General features: G+C 71.5%; 19 protein-coding genes. 12 read left to right on the top strand and 7 right to left on the bottom strand.

All coding sequences use genetic code 11. From position 1 onward, the window contains the following. Positions 1–202: 202 nt before the first annotated feature. A complete protein-coding gene (locus ACQ0O7_RS30060; protein WP_430786807.1) occupies positions 203–523 on the top strand; it encodes a hypothetical protein in 321 nt (106 codons plus the stop codon). A 134-nt stretch (positions 524–657) separates the two neighbouring features. Here the strand turns inward: ACQ0O7_RS30060 and ACQ0O7_RS30055 are convergent, their stop codons facing one another. After that, positions 658–2,364 (bottom strand): ABC transporter ATP-binding protein, encoded by a 1,707-nt coding sequence (locus ACQ0O7_RS30055; RefSeq protein WP_430786805.1) that lies wholly within the window; start codon positions 2,362–2,364, stop codon positions 658–660. A 119-nt stretch (positions 2,365–2,483) separates the two neighbouring features. Between ACQ0O7_RS30055 and ACQ0O7_RS30050 the strand changes: the two genes are divergently transcribed. The 8 genes from ACQ0O7_RS30050 (at position 2,484) to ACQ0O7_RS30015 (ending at position 11,324) form a co-directional block, all read left to right on the top strand. Continuing rightward, the gene (locus ACQ0O7_RS30050; RefSeq protein WP_430786803.1) at positions 2,484–3,821 is read left to right on the top strand and encodes an AMP-binding protein; all 1,338 of its coding nucleotides are present in this window, start codon (positions 2,484–2,486) and stop codon (positions 3,819–3,821) included. Between the two features lie 28 nt (positions 3,822–3,849). Next, positions 3,850–6,078 (top strand): putative bifunctional diguanylate cyclase/phosphodiesterase, encoded by a 2,229-nt coding sequence (locus ACQ0O7_RS30045; protein ID WP_430786801.1) that lies wholly within the window; start codon positions 3,850–3,852, stop codon positions 6,076–6,078. A 39-nt stretch (positions 6,079–6,117) separates the two neighbouring features. Then, positions 6,118–6,906: a metallophosphoesterase gene (locus ACQ0O7_RS30040; RefSeq protein ID WP_430786799.1), complete on the top strand. Its 789-nt coding sequence runs from the start codon at positions 6,118–6,120 to the stop codon at positions 6,904–6,906. After that, a complete protein-coding gene (locus tag ACQ0O7_RS30035; protein WP_430786797.1) occupies positions 6,903–7,142 on the top strand; it encodes a hypothetical protein in 240 nt (79 codons plus the stop codon). The genes ACQ0O7_RS30040 and ACQ0O7_RS30035 overlap by 4 nt, the downstream gene beginning before the upstream one ends. A 165-nt stretch (positions 7,143–7,307) precedes the next feature. Continuing rightward, the gene (locus tag ACQ0O7_RS30030; RefSeq protein ID WP_430786795.1) at positions 7,308–8,264 is read left to right on the top strand and encodes an efflux RND transporter periplasmic adaptor subunit; all 957 of its coding nucleotides are present in this window, start codon (positions 7,308–7,310) and stop codon (positions 8,262–8,264) included. Then, complete coding sequence (locus ACQ0O7_RS30025; protein WP_430786793.1) at positions 8,261–8,956, top strand: ABC transporter ATP-binding protein; 696 nt, start codon at positions 8,261–8,263, stop codon at positions 8,954–8,956. Before ACQ0O7_RS30030 ends, ACQ0O7_RS30025 begins: the two co-directional genes overlap by 4 nt. Continuing rightward, positions 8,956–10,254, top strand: coding sequence for an ABC transporter permease (locus ACQ0O7_RS30020; protein ID WP_430786791.1), 1,299 nt, complete (start codon positions 8,956–8,958; stop codon positions 10,252–10,254). Before ACQ0O7_RS30025 ends, ACQ0O7_RS30020 begins: the two co-directional genes overlap by 1 nt. Positions 10,255–10,346: 92 nt before the next feature. Continuing rightward, a complete protein-coding gene (locus ACQ0O7_RS30015) occupies positions 10,347–11,324 on the top strand; it encodes an ABC transporter substrate-binding protein (protein ID WP_430786789.1) in 978 nt (325 codons plus the stop codon). 63 nt (positions 11,325–11,387) lie between these two features. On the opposite strand, the gene ACQ0O7_RS30010 is transcribed toward ACQ0O7_RS30015, so the two are convergent. From ACQ0O7_RS30010 to ACQ0O7_RS30000, 3 genes are read right to left on the bottom strand one after another with little or no spacing between them, the layout of a single operon-like run. Further along, positions 11,388–12,143, bottom strand: a complete 756-nt coding sequence (locus tag ACQ0O7_RS30010) for a pseudouridine synthase (protein ID WP_430786787.1) — start codon at positions 12,141–12,143, stop codon at positions 11,388–11,390. Continuing rightward, positions 12,112–13,101 (bottom strand): SMC-Scp complex subunit ScpB, encoded by a 990-nt coding sequence (gene scpB / locus ACQ0O7_RS30005; RefSeq protein ID WP_430786785.1) that lies wholly within the window; start codon positions 13,099–13,101, stop codon positions 12,112–12,114. The genes ACQ0O7_RS30010 and scpB overlap by 32 nt, the downstream gene beginning before the upstream one ends. After that, the gene (locus tag ACQ0O7_RS30000; protein WP_430786839.1) at positions 13,098–14,096 is read right to left on the bottom strand and encodes a segregation and condensation protein A; all 999 of its coding nucleotides are present in this window, start codon (positions 14,094–14,096) and stop codon (positions 13,098–13,100) included. Before ACQ0O7_RS30000 ends, scpB begins: the two co-directional genes overlap by 4 nt. 118 nt (positions 14,097–14,214) lie before the next feature. Between ACQ0O7_RS30000 and ACQ0O7_RS29995 the strand changes: the two genes are divergently transcribed. Then, positions 14,215–14,739 (top strand): GNAT family N-acetyltransferase, encoded by a 525-nt coding sequence (locus ACQ0O7_RS29995; protein ID WP_430786783.1) that lies wholly within the window; start codon positions 14,215–14,217, stop codon positions 14,737–14,739. Between the two features lie 37 nt (positions 14,740–14,776). On the opposite strand, the gene ACQ0O7_RS29990 is transcribed toward ACQ0O7_RS29995, so the two are convergent. Next, positions 14,777–15,037, bottom strand: a complete 261-nt coding sequence (locus ACQ0O7_RS29990) for a hypothetical protein (RefSeq protein ID WP_430786781.1) — start codon at positions 15,035–15,037, stop codon at positions 14,777–14,779. 175 nt (positions 15,038–15,212) lie between these two features. Here ACQ0O7_RS29990 and ACQ0O7_RS29985 point away from each other — a divergent pair, with 175 nt between their 5' ends. Then, the gene (locus ACQ0O7_RS29985) at positions 15,213–15,950 is read left to right on the top strand and encodes a class I SAM-dependent DNA methyltransferase (protein WP_430786779.1); all 738 of its coding nucleotides are present in this window, start codon (positions 15,213–15,215) and stop codon (positions 15,948–15,950) included. Here the strand turns inward: ACQ0O7_RS29985 and glpK (ACQ0O7_RS29980) are convergent. Together glpK (ACQ0O7_RS29980) and ACQ0O7_RS29975 are read right to left on the bottom strand one after the other, a co-directional pair. Next, positions 15,932–17,413 (bottom strand): glycerol kinase GlpK, encoded by a 1,482-nt coding sequence (gene glpK, locus ACQ0O7_RS29980; RefSeq protein WP_430786777.1) that lies wholly within the window; start codon positions 17,411–17,413, stop codon positions 15,932–15,934. The genes ACQ0O7_RS29985 and glpK (ACQ0O7_RS29980) overlap by 19 nt on opposite strands. Next, positions 17,410–18,168: an IclR family transcriptional regulator gene (locus ACQ0O7_RS29975; protein ID WP_430786837.1), complete on the bottom strand. Its 759-nt coding sequence runs from the start codon at positions 18,166–18,168 to the stop codon at positions 17,410–17,412. The genes glpK (ACQ0O7_RS29980) and ACQ0O7_RS29975 overlap by 4 nt, the downstream gene beginning before the upstream one ends. An 81-nt stretch (positions 18,169–18,249) precedes the next feature. On the opposite strand from ACQ0O7_RS29975, the gene glpK (ACQ0O7_RS29970) reads away from it, so the two are divergent. After that, positions 18,250–19,728 (top strand): glycerol kinase GlpK, encoded by a 1,479-nt coding sequence (gene glpK, locus ACQ0O7_RS29970; RefSeq protein ID WP_430786775.1) that lies wholly within the window; start codon positions 18,250–18,252, stop codon positions 19,726–19,728. Positions 19,729–19,746: the final 18 nt, after the last annotated feature.

Genomic DNA, 19,746 nt, shown 5'->3' with positions numbered 1-19,746 from the left:
GATTTCGGTCTTCTCGAAAAGTGAAGAAGGACGTCCGTTCCCGTATCGAGGCGGCGACATGACTCGCCGGCGGACGGATCGACCTGATCGTGGTCCACCGGGACGCGGACAATGCGGGCCGGAGAGCAGACGGGACGAGACCGATCGAGCCGTCAGATCTCTTCAATCGACCTCGACGATCCTGCCTGTCATCCCGGTGCGGATGACGGAGGCCTGGCTGCTCCTCGACGAATCAGCGATCCGGAGTGTGGCCGGCAAACCGGGCGGGCGGACACATCTGGGCCTGCCGGGATGGCGCGAGGCCGAACGGCACGCCGACCCTAAACAACTCCTCGCCGAGTGCCTGCTCAAAGCGGCTGAGGAGAAGGGGCGGCGCAGGGACCGGATCGCGAATCGATTCCCCCAGAATCGCAGGCAGCTCCTCGAACGGCTGGATCGGCACGGGCCGGTGACGAAGCTGGAAAGCTGGCGGCGGCTGGTCAGCGACATCGACGACATCGTGGTCCGGTGGGCGGACGAGTGATTCCGGGCGGATAGCCGGTGACCGGGCGCATTCGCCCGGCGGTCGCGGGGAGTGCGTGCGCCTCGCCCGCGTCGCGGGGACCCGGCAGGGCATGTCGATTCGGCAGTGCCCGACAGACGTACCATATGGCGGTTTTAAGGGTTTTGACCGGCCAGCCGCCGGTAGTAGGGGTCGGTGCGCAGCAGGTCGGCGTGGGTGCCCTCGGTGCGGATCCGGCCGGCGTCGACGACCAGGACGCGGTCGGCGGTGCGGATCGTGGAGAAGCGGTGGGCGATTACTACCAGGGCGCACACCGCGGACACCTCGTGCAGGGTGGCGGCCAGGGTGTTCTCGCTGTCCGGGTCGAGGTGGGCGGTGGGCTCGTCGAGCAGGATCAGGTCGGGGCGGGTGAGCAGGCACCGGGCGATCGCGACCCGCTGGCGCTGGCCGCCGGACAGGCGCCGGCCGTGGTCGCCGACCGGGGTGTCCAGGCCGCGCGGGAGGGCTTCGACGGTGCGGTGCAGGCCGGTCATCGCCAGCACCCGGCGAATCTCACCGTCGGTGACCGCACCGGCGCCGTAGAGCAGGTTGTCACGCAGAGTGCCGGCCAGTAGTGGGCAGTCCTGTTCGACCAGGCCGATCGCCGAGCGGTGCCGGGCGTACGACGTGAAACGGCTCTCCCGGCCGTGCAGCAGGACCGTGCCGGAGTCCGGTTCGTAGAACCGCTCGGCCAGCGCGAAGATCGTCGACTTGCCCGCCCCGGACGGGCCGACCAGGGCGGTCTGCCCGCGGGCCGGGATGCTGAAGCCGACGCCGCGCAGCACCGGGCGGTCCGGCTGGTAGCCGAACCAGACGTCCCGGAACTCCAGCACCGGCCCGCGGCGCCGGGGTGTGCCGGCCACCCGGGCCACCGCGACCGGGCGGTCCCGTTCCACCGGCAGGGCCAGCACCTCGCCGATCCGCTGGAGCGCGCCGGAGCCCTGCTGGACCGCGCCGACCGCCTGGAAGATCTCGTAGACCGGCGCGGCCAGGTAGGTCATGGCGAGGGTGAACGCGACCAGTTCACCGAGGGTTATCGCGCCTGACGACACCCGGCTCGCGCCGACCAGCAGCACCGCCAGGAACGCGCCGCTGACCGCCAGGTCGTTGGCCGGCCCGCTGAGGGCGACCATGCCGGCCATCCGGAGATTCGCCAGGTACGCGCCCCGGGCCGACGAGTCCAGCCGCCCGGCCTCCACCTCCTCGGCCCGGCAGGCGCGCACCACCCGGATGCCGCCGAGGGCCCGTTCCAGGTCGGCGAGCAGTTCCCCTTCGGCGGTCTGTGCCACCCGTGACTCGATCCGCACCCGGCGGACCACGGTCAGCAGGGCGGCGAACGAGCCGCCGAACAGCAGCACCACCGCGCCGAGCAGCCACGGGTCCAGCCAGGCCAGCACGCCGATCGCGGCGATCAGCCCGATCACCCCGGCCAGCCCGGTGCCGAGGCTCTGCGCGATCAGGGTCTTGACCGTCGCGGTGTCCCCGCAGGCGCGGGCGATCAGGTCACCGATCCGGCCGTCGTCCAACGCGGACAGCCGCACCCGCAGCAGGTGCCCGGTGACGTGCCGGCGCAGGTCGCGGGTCATCGTCTCGCCGGTGTGCGCCTGCACCCAGCGGGCCAGGGCCAGGGCGGCGGCCTGGGCGGCGAACAGCGCGGTCAGGGCGCCGATCACCGGCCACGGCACCCGCCCGGCGGCGGCGCCGTCCACAGCGGACCGGGCCAGCAGCGGCTGGGTGAGGGCGAGCAGGGTGCCGAGGAGGCTGAGCGCGGCGGCGGCGACGATCGGGCGACGGTATCCGCGGGTGAGGCTGCGCAGGTCCATCGAACCCCCTATGAACAGGTGATTCGACGGTAGGCAGAAGGCGAAAAGGGTGGCAATCGACGCGCCCGGACGTGAGCGCGGCAAGGGGCGGGCGGTCGTCCTTTCGTAGGATCGTGCCCATGCGTCTGCTGGACTCGCTGCACCAGGCCGCCGATCAGGAGCGGGCCGCGGTCACCCCGGAGGGCGCGCTGTCGCGTCACGAGCTGCTGGAACGGGCCTGCGGGGTGGCGGCGTCGATAGCCGGCGCACCGATCGTGGCGGTGACCGCGACACCGGAGCTGTCCACCGTCGTGGCGGTCACCGGCGCGCTGCTGGCCGGGGTGCCGGTCGTGCCGATCCCGCCGGACGCCGGCTCGCTGGAGCGGAAGCACATCCTGCGCGACTCCGGTGCGGTCATGCTGGAGCCGTCGGCGGGTTCCGGCCCGGTGCCGCCGGAGCCGCCGGCCTCAGCGCCCGCCCTGGTCCTCTACACCAGCGGCACCACCGGCGCCCCGAAGGGGGTGGTGCTCTCCCGGGCCGCGATCGCCGCCGATCTCGACGCGCTGGCCGCGGCCTGGCAGTGGACGGCGGACGACACTCTCGTGCACGGTCTGCCGCTCTACCACGTGCACGGTCTGGTCCTCGGCGTGCTGGGGCCGCTGCGGATCGGTTCCCGGCTGACGCACACCCATAAACCGACACCGATCGCGTACGCGTCCACGCCCGGCAGCATGTATTTCGGTGTCCCGACCGTGTGGTCCCGGGTCGCCGCCGATCCGGCCGCGGCACGTGCTCTGGCCCCGGCCCGGCTGCTGGTGTCCGGGAGTGCCCCGCTGCCGGCGCCGGTCTTCGACGGTCTCGCCGCGCTGACCGGTCAGGCCCCGGTGGAGCGCTACGGGATGACCGAGACCCTGATCACGGTCAGTGCCCGGGCCGGTGGCGACCGCCGCCCCGGCTACGTAGGCACTCCCCTGGACGGCATCGCCACCCGGCTGGTCGACGAGTCCGGCACGGTCCTGCCGCACGACGGCGAGACCATCGGGCATCTCCAGCTGCGCGGGCCGACACTGCTCGACGGCTACCTGCACGAGGGCGGGGTGCGCCCGGCCGAGCTGGTGGACGGCTGGTTCCCGACCGGTGACGTGGCCACCATCGGCCCGGACGGCTGGCACCGCGTCGTCGGCCGGGCCTCCACCGATCTGATCAAGACGGGTGGGTTCCGGGTCGGCGCCGGTGAGGTGGAGGACGCGCTGCTGCTGCATCCGGCGGTGCGGGAGGCCGCGGTGATCGGCCGGCCGGACACCGACCTGGGTGAGCGGATCACCGCGTTCGTGGTGGCCGACCCGGTCGCTCCGGAGGAGCTGATCGGCTTCGTGGCCGAGCGGCTGGCCGCGCACAAGCGCCCCCGGGCCGTGCATCTGGTGGACAGCCTGCCCCGCAACGGCATGGGCAAGGTGCAGAAGGGTTTGCTCAGTTGAGTGCCTTCCGTTGCCGATCGAACGGCTCGTGATCCTCCTCTTTCTGGCGGTGGGCTGGACGCTGGCCGCGGTCGCGCTCGGCGCCACCGGGTTCCTGTGGGCGGCGCCGGAGTGGCTGCTCTGGCCGGTCACCGCCGGGGCCACCGGCATCGCGGTGCTGGCCTGCCGGACGGCGGCGCTGACCGGGCAGGGCCCGGTCCGGGACTTCTGGCGGCGGCTGTCCACGGTCTGCGCCCTGCTGACCACCGGATCGATCACGCATCTGGTGTTCCAGGCGCTGACCGGGTCGGACGAGGTGATGAACCCGGTGACGGCGCTCTGTTACGCCGTCGCGGCCGGGTTCGCGATGGCCGCGGTGATCCGGCTGCCCACCGACCGGCGGTCCTGGCGCAGCGCCGTGGCCACCTGTCTGGACGTGGCGATCGTCGGGGTGGCCGCGACCCTGCTGCTCACCCACTTCGTGTGGCGGACCAGCCGGTTCGCCGCGGAGGAGCCGCTCACCGCGGTCCTGCTGCTGGTGGTGATGGTGACGGTGGGCGCCGCGGTGGTCGCGGTGATCAAGGTGGGGGTGACCGGCGCCGGCCCGGCGCTGGCCCCGGCGCTGTGGACGCTGGCTCCGGCCGGGCTGCTCGGCCCGGTCTCCTGGCTGGTCGATCCGCTGCTGGTGGACGTCCCGCACCTGACCGGCACGGTGGTCACCCTGCCGGTGGCCGGTCTGTTGTTCACGCTGGCCGCGCTGGTGCAGACCCGGATCAACCGGAACCCTCGCCCGGAGGGACCGCAGCCGCTGCCCACCGAGCGGCGCGGCGGGGTGTGGCGGAACATCAGCCTGGTGCCGTACGCGGCGGTCGCCACCGTCGGCACCATGCTGATCGTGGTCACGGTCCGTACCGGGTTCCTGCCGTCCGGGCTGGCCGGCGGTTCGGTGGCGCTGACCGCGCTGGTGGTGGTCCGGCAGCTGACCGCGCTGCTGGACAACGCGGTGCTGCTCGACCGGCTGGACGACCAGGCGCACCACGACGATCTGACCGGGCTGCCGAACCGGCGGATGTTCACCGCGGCCCTGGCCGCCCGGAGCGCGCCGGCCACCGTGGCGGTCTGCGACCTGGACGGGTTCGCCACCCTCAACGACCGGCTCGGTGACGCCACCGGGGACGCCCTGCTGCGGGCCGCCGCCGAGCGGGTCGGTGTGGTCGCCGGCCCGGACGCGGTGGTGGCCCGGCTGCTCGGCGACGAGTTCGGGGTGCTGCTGCCCGGCGGGGACGCCCGGCTGGCCGAGACCCTGGTGACGGCGTTCCGCACCCCGCTGCGGGTGGACGCCCGGGACCTGCTGGTGACGGTGACCGCCGGGGTCGCCACTGGCACCGGCGCGGACGTGCCGGATCTGCTGCGCCGGGCCGAGGTCGCGTTGCAGGCCGCCAAGTACACCGGCACCGACCGGGCCCGGGAGCACAGCACCGCCCTGGACGCCACCGCCCAGCACCACGCCGAGCTGGCCGCCGCGCTGCGCCGGGGCCTGGAGACCGGCGAGTTCCGGCTCTACTACCAGCCGATCGTGGAGCTGCCCACCGGCCGGCTCAGCGGGGTGGAGGCGCTGATCCGCTGGCAGCCGTCGGACCAGCCGGTGATCTCGCCGGCCGAGTTCATCCCGGTGGCCGAGCACAGCGGCCTGATCATCGACCTGGGCGCCTGGATCATCGACCAGGCGTGCGCCGACACGGCCGCCTGGCAGCGGCGGCACGGCAGCGGGGCGCCCCGGGTGAACATCAACGTCTCGGCGCGGCAGCTGCTCGACCCGGACCTGCCCGGCCTGGTGGCCGACGCGCTGCACCGGCACGGCCTGGCCCCGGACGCGATCACCGTCGAGATCACCGAGACCGCGGTGTTCGCCGGCGGCGCGGCCCTGGAGACCGTCCGTGAGCTGCGTGAACTGGGTGTCGGCCTGGCCCTGGACGACTTCGGCACCGGGCACAGCTCGCTGACCCTGCTGCGCACCTGCCCGGTCACCACGCTGAAGGTCGACAAGTCGTTCATCGACGACCTCAACGGCACCGCCGAGCAGGAGGCGATCGCCTCGTCGCTGAGCACCATCGCCAGCACGCTGGGCCTGCGGGCGGTCGCCGAGGGGGTGGAGACCCGTGATCAGGTGGAGCGGCTGCACGCGCTGGGTTACCGCTACGCCCAGGGCTACTACTTCGCCCGGCCGGTCCCGGCCGCCGAGATCGAGGAACTGCTGGCCGATCCGGTCCTGATCTGAGGTGCCGATCGACACATTCGCTGGTTAGAGTGTCCGGCCATGCCACCTCTCTTCGTCGCCAGCGACATCCACGGCCACCGCGACGAGTTCCGCGCCGTGCTCCGCGACGCCGGGCTGACCGACGCGGCCGGCGACTGGTCCGGCGCCGACACCCGGCTGTGGCTGCTCGGTGACTACTTCGACCGGGGCCCGGACGGGATCGGCGTGGTCGACGACATCCGGCGGCTGACCGTGCAGGCCGCCGCGGCCGGTGGTCAGGTGGGCGCCCTGCTCGGCAACCACGAGGTGCAGCTGCTGGGCGCGTACCGGTTCGGCACCGCGACCATCCCGGGCTGGGAGACGTGCGCCGACGGATATCACGGGGCGTGGCTGCGGTACGGCGGCCGGGAGCGGGACATGCTCGGCCTGACCGCCGACCATCTGGCCTGGCTGCACACCCTGCCGGCGCTGGCCCTGGTCGACGGCCACCTGCTGATGCATTGCGACAGCACCCGGTACCTGGAGTTCGGCGGCTCCCTCGCGGAGGTCAACAAGGATGTGGCGAGCCGGATGGCCGGCACCGACCCGGGCGCGTGGCTGTGGTTCGCCGGGCGGATGAGCGGCCGGGCCGAGCTGTCCTCCCCGGCGGCGGTGCGGGCCCTGCTGGACGCCTTCGGCGGTTCCGCGATCGTGCACGGGCACAGCACCCTGATCAGCTATTTCGGCTACACCCCGGAGACGGTCCGGGCGGCCCACCGGTACGGCGAGGGCCGTGTCCTGGCGATCGACGGCGGCGTTTTCGAGGGTGGTCGCATCCTCCTGACCGAGCTGGGTACCGTGCGGGGATGACCTTCTCCTGTCCGGAGTGCGGGGCGGCCGGCGTTCCGTTGATCTTCGGCCTGCCGGTGCCCGAGGCCCAGGAGGCCGCCCAGCGCGGCGAGCTGGCGCTCGGCGGCTGCATGATGCCCAGCAGTCCGCCCCACTGGCAGTGCCCGCGCGGGCATCGGTGGCGGGACGACGACGAGTCGGCGTGGGATGCGCGACTGCTGTCGGTGCTGGTCGCCCACGGGTACCCGGAGGACTGACCGACCGGTCCACAGATTTGGCACAGGTTCGCGATATAGCGGTTGCGACCGTACGGTACCGTTCTGCCGCGCCGGCTCGCAGGCATCTCCGTCGATGCCGGCATGTCCGAGAGATCGCGGAACGGGGAACCTGTGAAGAGACGTGTGGGTGCCACGGCCATCGCCGTGACGGTCGTCCTGAGTGGCTGCACCGCGGAGAACGACGCGCCCGAGATGCCCGGTCTTGAGGCCCGGGGGACCGTGCTCACCACCGTGACACCTGCCCGGCAGGATCTGACCAACCAGATCAGCCTGGCCGGCAAGGTCACCATCAACCCGATCTTCGGGCTGGTCTCCCCGGTCGCCGGCGAGCTGCGGTATGTGGACCGCAAGCCCAGCACCACCCCGGTGGACCGGCGGACCTGGGTGGCCTCGGTCTGGAAGGACGGCGTGCCACGCCGGGTGGAGATCCCGATCGGGTCGGTGATGGCCGGACGCCTGATGGACGACCGGGCGCCGGTCTCCAAGGGCATGCCGGTGGTGTCGGCCAAGCACGTCGGGTACGGCATCGTGGCCGACATCGACAGCGCCCAGGCGTACCGGATCTCCGGTTCGGTCGAGTCGATCAAAGCGCAGATCAAGAGCGGTCCCGGCCCGTTCGAGTGTGAGCCGGTGGGCACCATCGCCGCGCTGCCGGCCGGCACCCTCCCCCAGCCCACCGAGACGAAGACCGGCGAGCCGCGGCCCGGTTCGTCCGGGGCGCCCGGCCCGGTCGAGGCCCCGGAGACCGAGACCGGCGCCGGCGCCGAGGGCTCCGAGCCGACCGGCCTCCAGCTGGTCTGTGTGGCCCCGAAGAAGACCCGCCTGATCAACGGCTCCGACGTGACCCTCGACGTGATCACCGGCCGGGCGAAGAACGCGCTGGTGCTGCCGGTCGAGGCGGTCGCCGGGCTGTCCGGCAAGGGCAAGGTCGACCTGGTGATCGGCGACGAGAGGACCCGCAAGACGATCGACGTGGAGCTGGGCATCTCGGACGGCAAGGTGGTCGAGATCAAGAAGGGCCTGGTCGGCAACGAGACCATCGCGGTCCCCGCGCCGAACCTGCCGACCCCGGAGCCGGCCGAGGAGGTGACCGGCGGGTGACGGCGCTGATCCAGCTCTCCGGAATCACCAAGATCCTAAAAGGACAGGAGCAGCCGCGTACGATCCTCGACGGCGTCGACCTGGACGTGCACGCCGGGGAGAGCATCGCCATCGTCGGCCGGTCCGGCTCCGGCAAGAGCACCCTGCTCAGCATCCTGGGCCTGTTCGACCGCCCGGACCAGGGCAGCTACGTGCTGGACGGCACCGACATCAGCCGTCTGCCCGAGCGCCGGGCGGCGGGACTGCGCAGCTCCCACTACGGCTTCGTGTTCCAGCGGTTCTTCCTGCTCAAGCACCTGACCGCAGCCCAGAACGTGGCGATGGCGCTGGTCAACGGCCAGGGCTGGCTGCCCCGGCGGCACCGGAGGGCACGGGTGATGCAGGCCCTCGACGAGGTCGGCATCGCGCACCTGGCGAAGAACCGCCCGGCCCGGATGTCCGGCGGCGAGCAGCAGCGGGTGGCGATCGCCCGGGCCCTGGTCCGGGAACCGAAGATCCTGCTCGCCGACGAGCCGACCGGCGCCCTGGACACCGAGACCGGCACGCTGGTGATCGACGCGCTGTCGGCGGTCACCGCCCGCGGGTGCGCGCTCATCCTGGTCACCCACGACCGGGACCACGCCGCCCGGATGGGCCGGGTCATGCACCTGGAGACGGGTGTCCTCACCGAACAGCGACGGGTGGCTCTCTGATGCGGTTCTCCGGACGACTGCGGTCCGCCCTGATCATCGGCGTCCAGGGCATCCGGGCCCGCAAGACACGCACCCTGCTGTCCATGGTCAGCCTCTTCCTCGGCGTGCTGGCCGTGGTGGTGGTGCAGGCCGGCGCGAGCATCGCCGAACGGGCCATGCTCGTCGACTCGGAGCTGTACGAGGGCTACGACGGCACCACCGTGATGGAGATGGGCGGTGGATCGGCCAAGATCGGGCCGATCGTGGTGGACACCCTCGCCGGCCGTACCGACGCGGTCGCCCTGACCGGCATGTCGGCGATCATCGGCGAGCCCGGGGTCCGGCCGGTGAACGAGGGCGCCGCCCCGCTCGACGGCAGCTGGGGTGACTCCGGCGGCGGACCGCAGATGACCTGCGACAACAACGGCTGCTACGAGGTGCCGGCGTCCGAGCAGGCGCCGAACGGGCAGGCCGTCGAGATCCGGCTGACCGCGCTCACCGGCGACGTGCGGCAGTTCCGGCCGTACCACCCCAGGTCCGGTCAGTGGCTCGACTTCACCACGGTGCCCTCGCTGGCCCCGCGGCTGGTGCTGAACCAGGCCGCGGCGGACGGCTTCGCCAAGTACCGGGTGCCGGCCGAGATGCGCATCGCCGGCTCCACCGCGAACCTGACCCCGCAGTTCATCGGGGTGGTCGACGACGCCGACCAGCAGCCGCGGGCCTACGTGCGGATGGACGAGCTGACCCACTGGGTGCCGGCGAGCAAACTGGTCGACCCGAACTACAGCGACGTGCGGATCCTGATGACGACCCCAACGCCGGTCGAGCAGGTTCTGACGTCGAAGCTCAAGGCGATCAACATCGAGCCGCATGTACGGGTGATCGACACCCGTACCCAGATGGAGGATCAACTGGCCCTGATGCGGCTGGTGTTCCTGGCGATGGCCGGGCTGGTCCTGCTGATCGGTGTGGCCGGCATCCTGAACGTCGGCCTGGCCACCGTCGGTGAACGGGTCGAGGAGTTCGCGCTGCGCCGGGCGGTCGGCACCCCGCGGGCCCTGCTGGCCGGCATCGTGCTGGCCGAGACCCTGATCACCGGGCTGCTCACCGCGGCGCTGGCGATCGCGGCGAGTGCCGCGGCCCTGAAGGTGGTGGTCCAGGTCGCCGGTGGTTCGCAGCCGTTCCTGCAAGGTGTCGAGTTCCCTTGGGACGCCGGGGTGGCCGGGGTGATCGCCGGCCTGGTCGCGGGTGTGCTGGGCGGCGCGATCCCGGCGATCCGGGCGGCCGGGATCCCGATCGCCACCGTGATGCGGGCCTGACCGAAGTCCGACAATTCAATTAGTGGGGTAGAGCCCCGTCAATGCCGTTGTTACCGTCAACCCCCGTTCGCCGAGGACGGGGGTTGATCTTCATGCATAGACGTTCGCTGTTGACAGTAGGGGCGCTTCTCCTGGCCGGGTGCGGCAGTGAGAAGCCGGCCGGTGGCATCGACCTGCACAATCCGCCACAGGGCCCGATCGTTCTCGGCTTCTCCCAGGTCGGTTCGGAGAGCGGCTGGCGATTGGCGAACACCGCGTCGATCAAGAAGGCGGCCGAGCGCAACCGGGTCGATCTGCTGTTCCGCAACGCCGAGGGCGATCAGGAACGGCAACTCGCCGATCTCCAGTCGTTCATCGACGCCGGCGTCACCGCGATCGCCTTCTCCCCGGTGGTGGAGCAGGGCTACGACGACGTGCTGCGCCGGGCCCGGTCGGCGAAGATCCCGGTGATCCTCACCGACCGGCTGATCGAGACCGCCGACCCCTCGCTGTACGTCAGCTCGATCGGCGCCGAGTTCACCTCCGAGGGCAACCTGGCCGCCCTCTACCTGGAGAACGACTACAACGGCACCGATCAGCCGGTGCACGTGGTGGAGATCCTCGGCACCGCCGGCGCCACCCCCACCAAACAGCGCTCCGAGGGGTTCGCCGCCACCGCCGGGCGCACCGGCAAACTCACGGTGGTCGCCAGCGAGACCGGCGACTGGACGGTGGACGGCGGCGAGGCCGCGATGCGCCGGCTGATCCGCCGGGTGAAACGCATCGACGCGGTGTTCGCGCAGAACGACGACATGGGCCTGGGCGCGGTGAAGGCGCTGGAGCAGGCCGGCCGCAAACCCGGCACCGACGTCCGGCTGGTCACCGTGGACGCCACCAAGAAGGGCCTGGAGGGCCTGGTCGCCGGCAAACTCAACTACGTGGTCGAGTGCAGCCCGCTGATCGGCGAGCAGCTGATGGGCGTGGTCGTCGACCTGTTCCTCGGCGGGCGGGTCGACAAGCGCATCTCACCGGAGAAGAACGTCTTCACCGCCCTCTCCGCCGAGGACGTGCTGGCCGACCGCCCCTACTAGCGAATTCGTGTGCCGATTCGTGGCTCGAATCGAGCCACGAATCGGCACACGAACTGACCGGCGTCAGTCGCCGACGGCCTTGAACAGGGCGGCGACCTCGGCGGCGGACAGGTGCCGGAACCCACCCGGCCGCAGGTCACCCAGGCGGATCGGGCCCACCGCGGTCCGGATCAGGCGGGTCACCGGGTGCCCCACCTCGTCCATCATCCGGCGCACGATGTGCTTGCGGCCCTCGTGCAGGACGATCTCCACCTGGGCGGTCTTGCCGATCGCGTCGACCAGGCGGAACGAGTCCACCTTGGCCGGGCCGTCCTCCAGCACGATGCCGGCCTGCAGCGCCCGGCCGACGGTGCGCGGCAGCGGCCCCACCACCTCGGCCAGGTAGGTCTTGTTGATCTCGTACGACGGATGCATCAGCTTGTGGGCCAGCCCGCCGTCGTTGGTGAACAGCAGCAGGCCCTCGGAGTCGGCGTCCAGCCGGCCCACGTGGAACAGCCGCTGCTCGAAGTTGGCGCCGAGGAAGTCGGCCAGCTCGGTGCGGCCCTTCTCGTCGTCGAGGCTGGAGACGACGCCACGCGGCTTGTTGAGCGCCACGTAGACCATCTTGGTGTTGGTGATCACCCGCTGGCCGTCGACGTGGATCTCCGCGGTCGCGGGGTCGACCTTGTCGCCGAGCCGGGCGACCCGGCCGTTGACGGTGACACGCCGCCGGAAGATCAGGTCTTCGCAGGCGCGGCGGGATCCGACACCGGCAAGGGCCAGGACTTTCTGGAGGCGTTCGGCGGTGTCAGCCTGAGGCATCGAGCACTTCTTCCACATCGTCGGGCAGGAACGGGGCGAGCGGCGGCAACTGATCGACCGAGTTGAGGCCCAGTTTCTCCAGGAACAACGGCGTCGTCCGGTACAGGTATGCCCCGGTCTCCGGCTCGGTGCCGCACTCCTCGATCAGGCCGCGAGTGACCAGCGTACGCATGACCCCGTCACAGTTCACACCGCGGATGGCCGAGATGCGGGAACGAGTGACCGGCTGTTTGTAGGCGACCACGGCGAGTGTCTCCAGGGCGGCCTGGGTCAGCCGGACCGACTGGCCGTCCAGGACGAACCTTTCGACGTACGCCGCGTACTCCGGCCGGGTGTAGAGCCGCCAGCCACCGGCCGCCCGCCGCAGGTCGATGCCGTGACCGGCGGCGGTGTAGCGGGCCGAGATGTCCTCCAGGGCGCGGGCGATCCGCTCGGCCGGCTGCTCCAGAACCTGTGCGAGCTGCAGCTCACCCACCGGCTCGTCGACCACCAGCATGATCGATTCGAGGGCGGCGGCGAGATCGGTGTCGTCCAGCACGGCGACCGGCGCGGCCACCTCGGCCACCGCGGGCACCTTCACCCGGGGGCGCCGGGGCTGCGCCGGGACCGGGGCGTACGCCCCGGCGAGCGGATGCCCCATGGGCGCCGGTTCGTCCACGGCGGCCGGCTCCGGCACGACGACCGCCGCGATCTCCGCCACCGGCTCCGGCGTCCGGGGCACCGCGGCCTCCATCACCGGCTCCGGCTCCGGCTCCGGCTCCGGCTCGGCAACTGTCACGATCTCGTCCCCCGGCTCGGCGGCAGGCTCCGGCTCGACCGGGTCGCCGCCCGACATCTCCGGAATGTCGTCGACGACGGGAGCGGAGGCCTCCACCGATTCCTGGTAGTCGCGGTCCGGCTCCCGGCGCCGCTCCCACGGCGGCACCCACGCCGCCGCCTGCGCGGCCAGGGACTCGGGACGCTCCTCGGTGCTCACGATCTCTCCTCCACAGCCGCCGGCTCACCCGCCGGGACCTCGTCGTCGCCCTCGCCAAGATCGGCAGGGGATGCGGCCGAGTCAAGCGGCGGCGCCGCAGGATCGTCCGAACCGGCGCCTTCCTCGACCGGTTTGCTGCCCTCGTAGTCGTCGATGTCGAGCTCGACGTCACCCACGTCGGCACCGCCGATCCACCGGACGACCAGTTCGTCCAGCGACACCGGCTGCTCGAAGTCGATCAGCCCCTCCCGGTACAGCTCCAGCAGCGCCAGGAACCGGGCCACCACCTCCAGCGTGTTCGCACAGTCCGCGACGAGCAGGCTGAAGGTGGCGCTGCCGGCCCGCCGCAGCCGGTCGCGCAGCAGCCCGGCGTGCTCCCGGACGCTGACCCGCACCTGATGGATGTGGGCGATGGACACCTGCGGCGGCCCCGGTTTGGGCAGGAACGACCGGAGCGCCAGTTTCAGCAGCCGCTCCGGCCCCACTCCGAGGACGAGTTCGGGGAGTGCTTCGGCGTACCGCGGCTCCAGGGTGACCAGGCGCGGCCAGCGGCGCGCCCCGGCCTCCTCGAGTTCGGAGATGTGCGCGGCGGCCTCCTTGAAGGCCTTGTACTGCAGGAGCCGGGCGAAGAGCAGGTCACGCGCCTCCAGCAGGGCGAGGTCCTCCTCGTCCTCGACCTCGGCGGCGGGCAGCAGCCGGGCCGCCTTGAGGTCCAGCAGGGTGGCCGCGACCAGCAGGAACTCGCTGGTCTCGCCGAGGTCCCAGTCGTCGCCCATGGCCCGGATGTAGGCGATGAAGTCGTCGGTGACCTGGTGCAGCGCGATCTCGGTGACGTCGAGTTTGTGCTTGCCGATGAGCTGGAGCAGCAGGTCGAACGGACCGGTGAACTGGTCCAGCCGCACGGTGAATCCGGCGGTCTCCGCGTCGGGGACGGGGGGATCACCATCGGGGGGCGGCTGGCCGGGCTCTTCAAGCACGTGCCGACCGTAGACCATGCCGCTGACGAGTTGATCCTGGCGCACGCTTCTCCAACGGCGTAAACAGTGCCGGGTTGCTCCGCAACCGTGTTACCGGCCGGTTACGTTTCCCGGTGATCCCGGTTACGCTGCGGCGATGCGGTCACTGATCTCACCCCGGCTGCTTCTGCGCGAGTGGGAGGAGAAGGACATCGACTTCCTCCTCGACATGTACTCACGCTGGGAGGTGGCGCGGTTCCTCGGCTCGGCGCCCCGGGTGCTGGACGGTCCCGAGGACGCGGTCGCGACGCTCACCCGGTGGCGGGAGCGGCAGGACGACGTGCACACCATCTGGGCGATCCAGGACCGGGCGACCGGGCATCTGCTGGGCACCGCGCTGCTGGTGCCGCTGATGGACTCCGGCGAGCGGCTGACCCCCTCCGCGGACACCGAGGTCGGCTGGCATCTGCACCCGAACGCGTGGGGCAGGGGTTACGCCACCGAGGCGGCGAACGCGGTGCTGGCCTACGCCGCCCGGTCCGGCATCGCGCCGGTGCTGGCGGTCACCTGGCCGGAGAACACCGCCTCGCAGGCGGTGTGCCGGCGGCTCGGGATGCGGCACGCCGGGCAGACCGACCGGTACTACAACATGACGTGCGAGCTGTTCACCACCGAACAGTGACGGGCCGCCGGGCTGAGGAACACGGCGGCCCGGTGCGTCACTTCTTCTTGGCGGCCTTCTTGGCCTTCGGCGCCTTCTCGGCCTTGACCGGCTTCACGGCCGCGACCTTCGGGGCCTTCTCCGCCTTGACCTTCTTCGCCTTCGGGGTCTGGACGGCCTTCGGCGGGGTCTCGACCACGATGGGCTCGGTGACGGCGGCCTTCTTGGCCTTCTTCACCTTGACCGGCGCCGTCTCGACCTTGACGGCCTTCTTCACCTTGTCAGCCTTGGCCTTGACGGCTTCCTTGACCTTCGCCACGGCAGCCTCCTCTCGTGTCGTTCCCGCGCATCGCGCCTGGTGACGGCGACTGTAGACGCTTTCACAAAATCTGACGTCCACATGGCCGAAGTGAGACGTTCACCATCATGTCGCCCGCCCGATACGCCGGACAATCCAGTTGCCGTCCTGATCAGACGCCGGTAGACGTGGAGGCATGGCGATTCTCGACGATCCCGGACTGTTCGGCCGGCAATGGGCGGCGAGATACGACGACCCCGGCAATCCCGATCCCGGCCCGGCGGTGGACTTCCTGGCTCCGCTGGCCGGTGACGGGCCCGCCCTGGAGCTGGCGATCGGCACCGGCCGGGTGGCCCTGCCGCTGGCCGCGCGCGGGGTGCCGGTGGCGGGTGTGGAGGCCTCCCCGGAGATGGTGGACCGGATGCGGGCCAAGCCGGGCGGCGCGGATCTCCCGGTGGTGGTGGCGGACATGGCCGATGTCCCGGTGGACGGCACCTATCCCCTGGTCTATCTGGTCTTCAACACGCTGTTCAACCTGACCGTGCCGGGCCGGCAGGAGGACTGTCTGCGCAATGTGGCCCGGGTGCTGCGGCCGGGCGGCCGGTTCGTGGTCGAGGCGTTCGTGCCGGACGAGGCGAGGTTCGACCAGGAGGAGCGGGAGGTCCAGGTCCGCGACGTGACCGAGGAGGCGGTGACGGTCCGCCTGCACCGGTACGACCGGGTCGCGCAGACCTTCGTCCGGCAGACCGTCACGTTCACCGACGGCGCGGTGCGGCTGGAGCCGTTCGGGATGCGCTACCAGTGGCCGGAGCAGATCGACGCGATGGCCACGGCGGCCGGGCTGGAGCTGGAGGCCCGGTTCGCGACCTGGCGACGGGATCCGTTCACGGCGGACAGCACCGATCACGTCTCGGTCTACCGCAAGCCGTCCTGACCGCGGCTGAAGAAGACGGCGCTGTCGACGGCGCGGCGCCAGTTGGCGTATTCCCTCTCCCGCCGGCCGGCGTCCAGCACCGGGCGCCAGCTGCCGGCCCGGTGCCGGTTGGCGCGCAGGTCCCTTAGATCCGACCAGTACCCGACGGCCAGCCCGGCGGCGTAGGCGGCGCCCAGCGACACCGTCTCGGCCACCATCGGGCGCACCACCGGCACCTGGAGGAAGTCGGCGACGATCTGCATCAGCAGGTTGTCGGCGGTCATCCCACCGTCCACGTTGAGGCCGGTGAGCGCCAGACCGGAGTCGGCGTTCATGGCGTCCACCACGTCGCGGGTCTGCCAGCCGGTCGCCTCCAGGACCGCACGGGCCAGATGACCCTTCGTGATGTACGAGGTCAGCCCCACGATCACCCCCCGGGCCTCGCTGTGCCAGTAGGGTGCGAACAGCCCCGAGAAGGCGGGCACGATGTAGCAGCCACCGTTGTCGCGGACCGTACCGGCGAGGGTCTCGATCTCGGAGGCGGTGGCGATCAGGCCCAGGCCGTCGCGCACCCACTGGACCAGGGATCCGGCGATCGCGATCGAGCCCTCCAGGGCGAACACCGGTCTCTCGCCGCCGATCCGGTAACCGACGGTGGTGATCAGGCCGTGGCGGGAGCGGACCGGGGTGGTGCCGGTGTTCATCAGCAGGAAGCCGCCGGTGCCGTACGTGCACTTGGCCTCGCCCGGCTCGAAACAGGTCTGCCCGAACAGGGCCGCCGACTGGTCCCCGATGGCCGCCGCGATCGGCACCCCGGGCAGCACCGTCTCGGCCGTCCCGTACACCTCGGACGAGGACCGGATGGCCGGCAGCATGGCCCGCGGGATCCGGAACAGGGCGAGCAGGTCGTCGTCCCAATCCAGATCGGACAGATTCATCAGCATGGTGCGGCTGGCGTTGGTCACGTCGGTGATGTGCAGTCCACCGGTCAGGTTCCAGATCAGCCAGCTGTCCATGGTCCCGAACAGCACCTCCCCGCGTTCGGCGCGCTCGCGCAGCCCGGGGGTGTTCGCCAGCAGCCACTGGATCTTGGTGGCCGAGAAGTAGGTGGCCGGCGGCAGCCCGGTCCGGTTCCGCACGAACTCGGCGTCCAGGTCCGCCACGTCGGTGCGGGTGTCCTGCCAGACGATCGCGGGAGCCACCGGCACCCCGGTCGCCCGGTCCCACAGCACCGTGGTCTCCCGCTGGCCGGCGATCCCGATCGCCGCCACCTGATCCGGCCCGATGTCCGCCTCGCGCAGCGCCCGCCTGATCAGTTTCTGCACGTCCCGCCAGATCCGTGAGGCGTCGTGCTCCACCCAGCCGGGTTTCGGGTAGGACTGCGGATGCTCGGCCCGCACCACCGACACGACGGTGGCGCGCCTGTCGAACAGGATGCACCGGGTCGAGGTGGTCCCCTGGTCGACGGCCAGGACGTAGCTCACGACCGGACCTCGCGGGAGATCGACCGGGCCGCCGACAGGACCTGCTCGACCAGGTGCGGGCGGGCCTGCCGCCGGGTGTCGGTGAGCCGTTCCACCGGGCCGGCCACGCCGATCGCGCCGACCACCAGGCCGCCGGAGGTGCGCACCGGGGCGGCGATCGCGGCGAGTCCCGGCCGCCATTCCTCGGCGGACAGACCCCAGCCGCGGGCGCGGGTCACGGTCAGCTCCTCGGCGAGGCGATCATCGTCGGTCACCGTTCTTCGTGTGTACGCGTCCAGCCCGGCCGTCATCACCGCGGCGGCGGCGGTGGCGTGGTAGGCGAGCAGCACTTTGCCCAGGGCGGTGGCGTGCGCGGGCAGGCGTACGCCGATCGAAAGGTTCTGCTGGGAATCGTCGGGACGGAACACGTGGTGGACGACGAGCACCTGGCCGTCGCGGAGCACACCCAGCCGGGCCTCCTCGCCACTGCGGGCGGCGAGGGCGTCGGCCCAGTTCAGCGCCCGGCCGCGCAGCTCGTTGTCGTCGATGCCGGTGGACGCCAGGTCGAGCAGGCCACGGCCGAGCCGGTAGCGGGCGGTGCGCGGATCCTGCTCGACGAAGCCGACGTGCTCCAGGGTGCGCAGGATGCTGTGCGCCGTCGATTTCGGCCAGCCGAGCGCGTCGGCGATCTCCTTGACGCGCAGCCGGTCCTCCCCCGCGGCGAGCAGCCGCAACACGGCCGAGGAGCGCTCGATGGACTGGATCAGGCCGGGCACGTGCGACATTGTCGCACGCTGCCGGTTGCCGCGGCCCTGAACGGTCCATAACGTCCGGCAGGTCGAGGACGGGAGGCACTTGTGGCGCACTACATCGGCGCACTCGATCAGGGCACCACCAGCACGCGGTTCATGATCTTCGACCGGGCCGGTCACGAGATCGGCCGCCACCAGCTGGAACACCGGCAGATCCAGCCGCGCTCCGGATGGGTCGAGCACGATCCGGCGGAGATCTGGGAGAACACCCTCAAGACCATCGCGGTGGCGCTCGCCGACACCGGGCTGGCCCCGGACGACCTGGCCGCGATCGGGATCACCAACCAGCGGGAGACCGCGGTGCTGTGGGACCGGGACACAGGTGTTCCGGTGGCCCCGGCGATCGTCTGGCAGGACACCCGCACCGACCACCTGGTGGCCCGGCTCGACGAGGACTTCGTCCGCAGCCGGACCGGCCTGCCGCCGGCCACCTACTTCTCGGCCACAAAGATCCAGTGGCTGCTGGCGAACACCCCCGGGCTACGCGACCGCGCCGAACGCGGCGAGGTGCTGTTCGGGACCGTCGACTCCTGGCTGATCTGGAACCTGACCGGCGGCCGGCACCTCACCGACGTGACCAACGCCAGCCGCACCATGCTGATGAACCTCGGCACCCTGGACTGGGACGACGACCTGCTCGGCCTGTTCGGGATCCCGCGGGTGATGCTGCCGGAGATCCGCTCGTCCGGCGAGGTCTACGGCACCGCCGACGCGGCCCTGCCCGGCGTGCCGATCGCCGCCACCCTCGGCGACCAGCAGGCCGCCCTGTTCGGGCAGACCTGTTTCGAACCCGGCGAGGCCAAGTGCACGTACGGCACCGGCGGGTTCCTGCTGATGAACACCGGCACCACACCGGTCCGGTCCAGCCACGGCCTGATCACCACCGTCGCCTACCGCTTCGGCGACCAGCAGCCGGTGTTCGCGCTGGAAGGCTCGATCGCCGCGTGCGGCAGCGCCATCCAGTGGCTGCGCGACCAGGTCGGCATGTTCGAGACCTCGGCCGACAGCGAGACCCTCGCCGGAAGCGTCCAGGACAGTGAGGGCGTCTGCTTCGTGCCGGCGTTCTCCGGCCTGTACGCGCCCTACTGGCGGCCGGACGCCCGCGGCGCCATCGTCGGCCTGTCCCGCTTCCACACCGCCGCCCACATCACCCGGGCCGCCCTGGAAGCCATCAGCTACCAGACCCGGGACGTGGTCGAGGCGATGGCCCAGGACACCGGCACCGCCCTGGACTGTCTCCAGGTCGACGGCGGCGTCACCGCCAACGCGCTCTGCATGCAGCTCCAGTCCGACATCCTCGGCGTCCCGGTCAGCCGCCCGGTGGTCGCCGAGACCACCGCGCTGGGCGCCGCGTACGCCGCCGGGCTCGCGATCGGTTTCTGGAAGTCGCTGGACGAGCTGCGCGCCAACCGGCACGAGGACCGGCGCTGGGAGCCGTCCTGGACGCCCGAACGGCGCACCGAAGGCGTCACCCGCTGGCGCGCGGCCATCGACCGCACCCTCGACTGGGTCAGCGTCAGCTGACCGGCTCTGGAAAAGAGG

This window comes from Actinoplanes sp. G11-F43 (assembly GCF_050589265.1).
Lineage (GTDB): Bacteria > Actinomycetota > Actinomycetes > Mycobacteriales > Micromonosporaceae > Actinoplanes.
This window is presented reverse-complemented; position numbering and strand designations above follow the sequence as displayed.

Excerpts from the sequence above, each read along its gene's own strand:
- ACQ0O7_RS30060 (WP_430786807.1), top strand. The coding sequence starts at position 203 with ATGACGGAGGCCTGGCTGCTCCTCGACGAATCAGCGATCCGGAGTGTG.
- ACQ0O7_RS30055 (WP_430786805.1), bottom strand. The coding sequence starts at position 2,364 with ATGGACCTGCGCAGCCTCACCCGCGGATACCGTCGCCCGATCGTCGCC.
- ACQ0O7_RS30050 (WP_430786803.1), top strand. The coding sequence starts at position 2,484 with ATGCGTCTGCTGGACTCGCTGCACCAGGCCGCCGATCAGGAGCGGGCC.
- ACQ0O7_RS30040 (WP_430786799.1), top strand. The coding sequence starts at position 6,118 with ATGCCACCTCTCTTCGTCGCCAGCGACATCCACGGCCACCGCGACGAG.
- ACQ0O7_RS30035 (WP_430786797.1), top strand. The coding sequence starts at position 6,903 with ATGACCTTCTCCTGTCCGGAGTGCGGGGCGGCCGGCGTTCCGTTGATC.
- ACQ0O7_RS30020 (WP_430786791.1), top strand. The coding sequence starts at position 8,956 with ATGCGGTTCTCCGGACGACTGCGGTCCGCCCTGATCATCGGCGTCCAG.
- ACQ0O7_RS30015 (WP_430786789.1), top strand. The coding sequence starts at position 10,347 with ATGCATAGACGTTCGCTGTTGACAGTAGGGGCGCTTCTCCTGGCCGGG.
- ACQ0O7_RS30010 (WP_430786787.1), bottom strand. The coding sequence starts at position 12,143 with ATGTGGAAGAAGTGCTCGATGCCTCAGGCTGACACCGCCGAACGCCTC.
- ACQ0O7_RS30000 (WP_430786839.1), bottom strand. The coding sequence starts at position 14,096 with ATGGTCTACGGTCGGCACGTGCTTGAAGAGCCCGGCCAGCCGCCCCCC.
- ACQ0O7_RS29995 (WP_430786783.1), top strand. The coding sequence starts at position 14,215 with ATGCGGTCACTGATCTCACCCCGGCTGCTTCTGCGCGAGTGGGAGGAG.
- ACQ0O7_RS29985 (WP_430786779.1), top strand. The coding sequence starts at position 15,213 with ATGGCGATTCTCGACGATCCCGGACTGTTCGGCCGGCAATGGGCGGCG.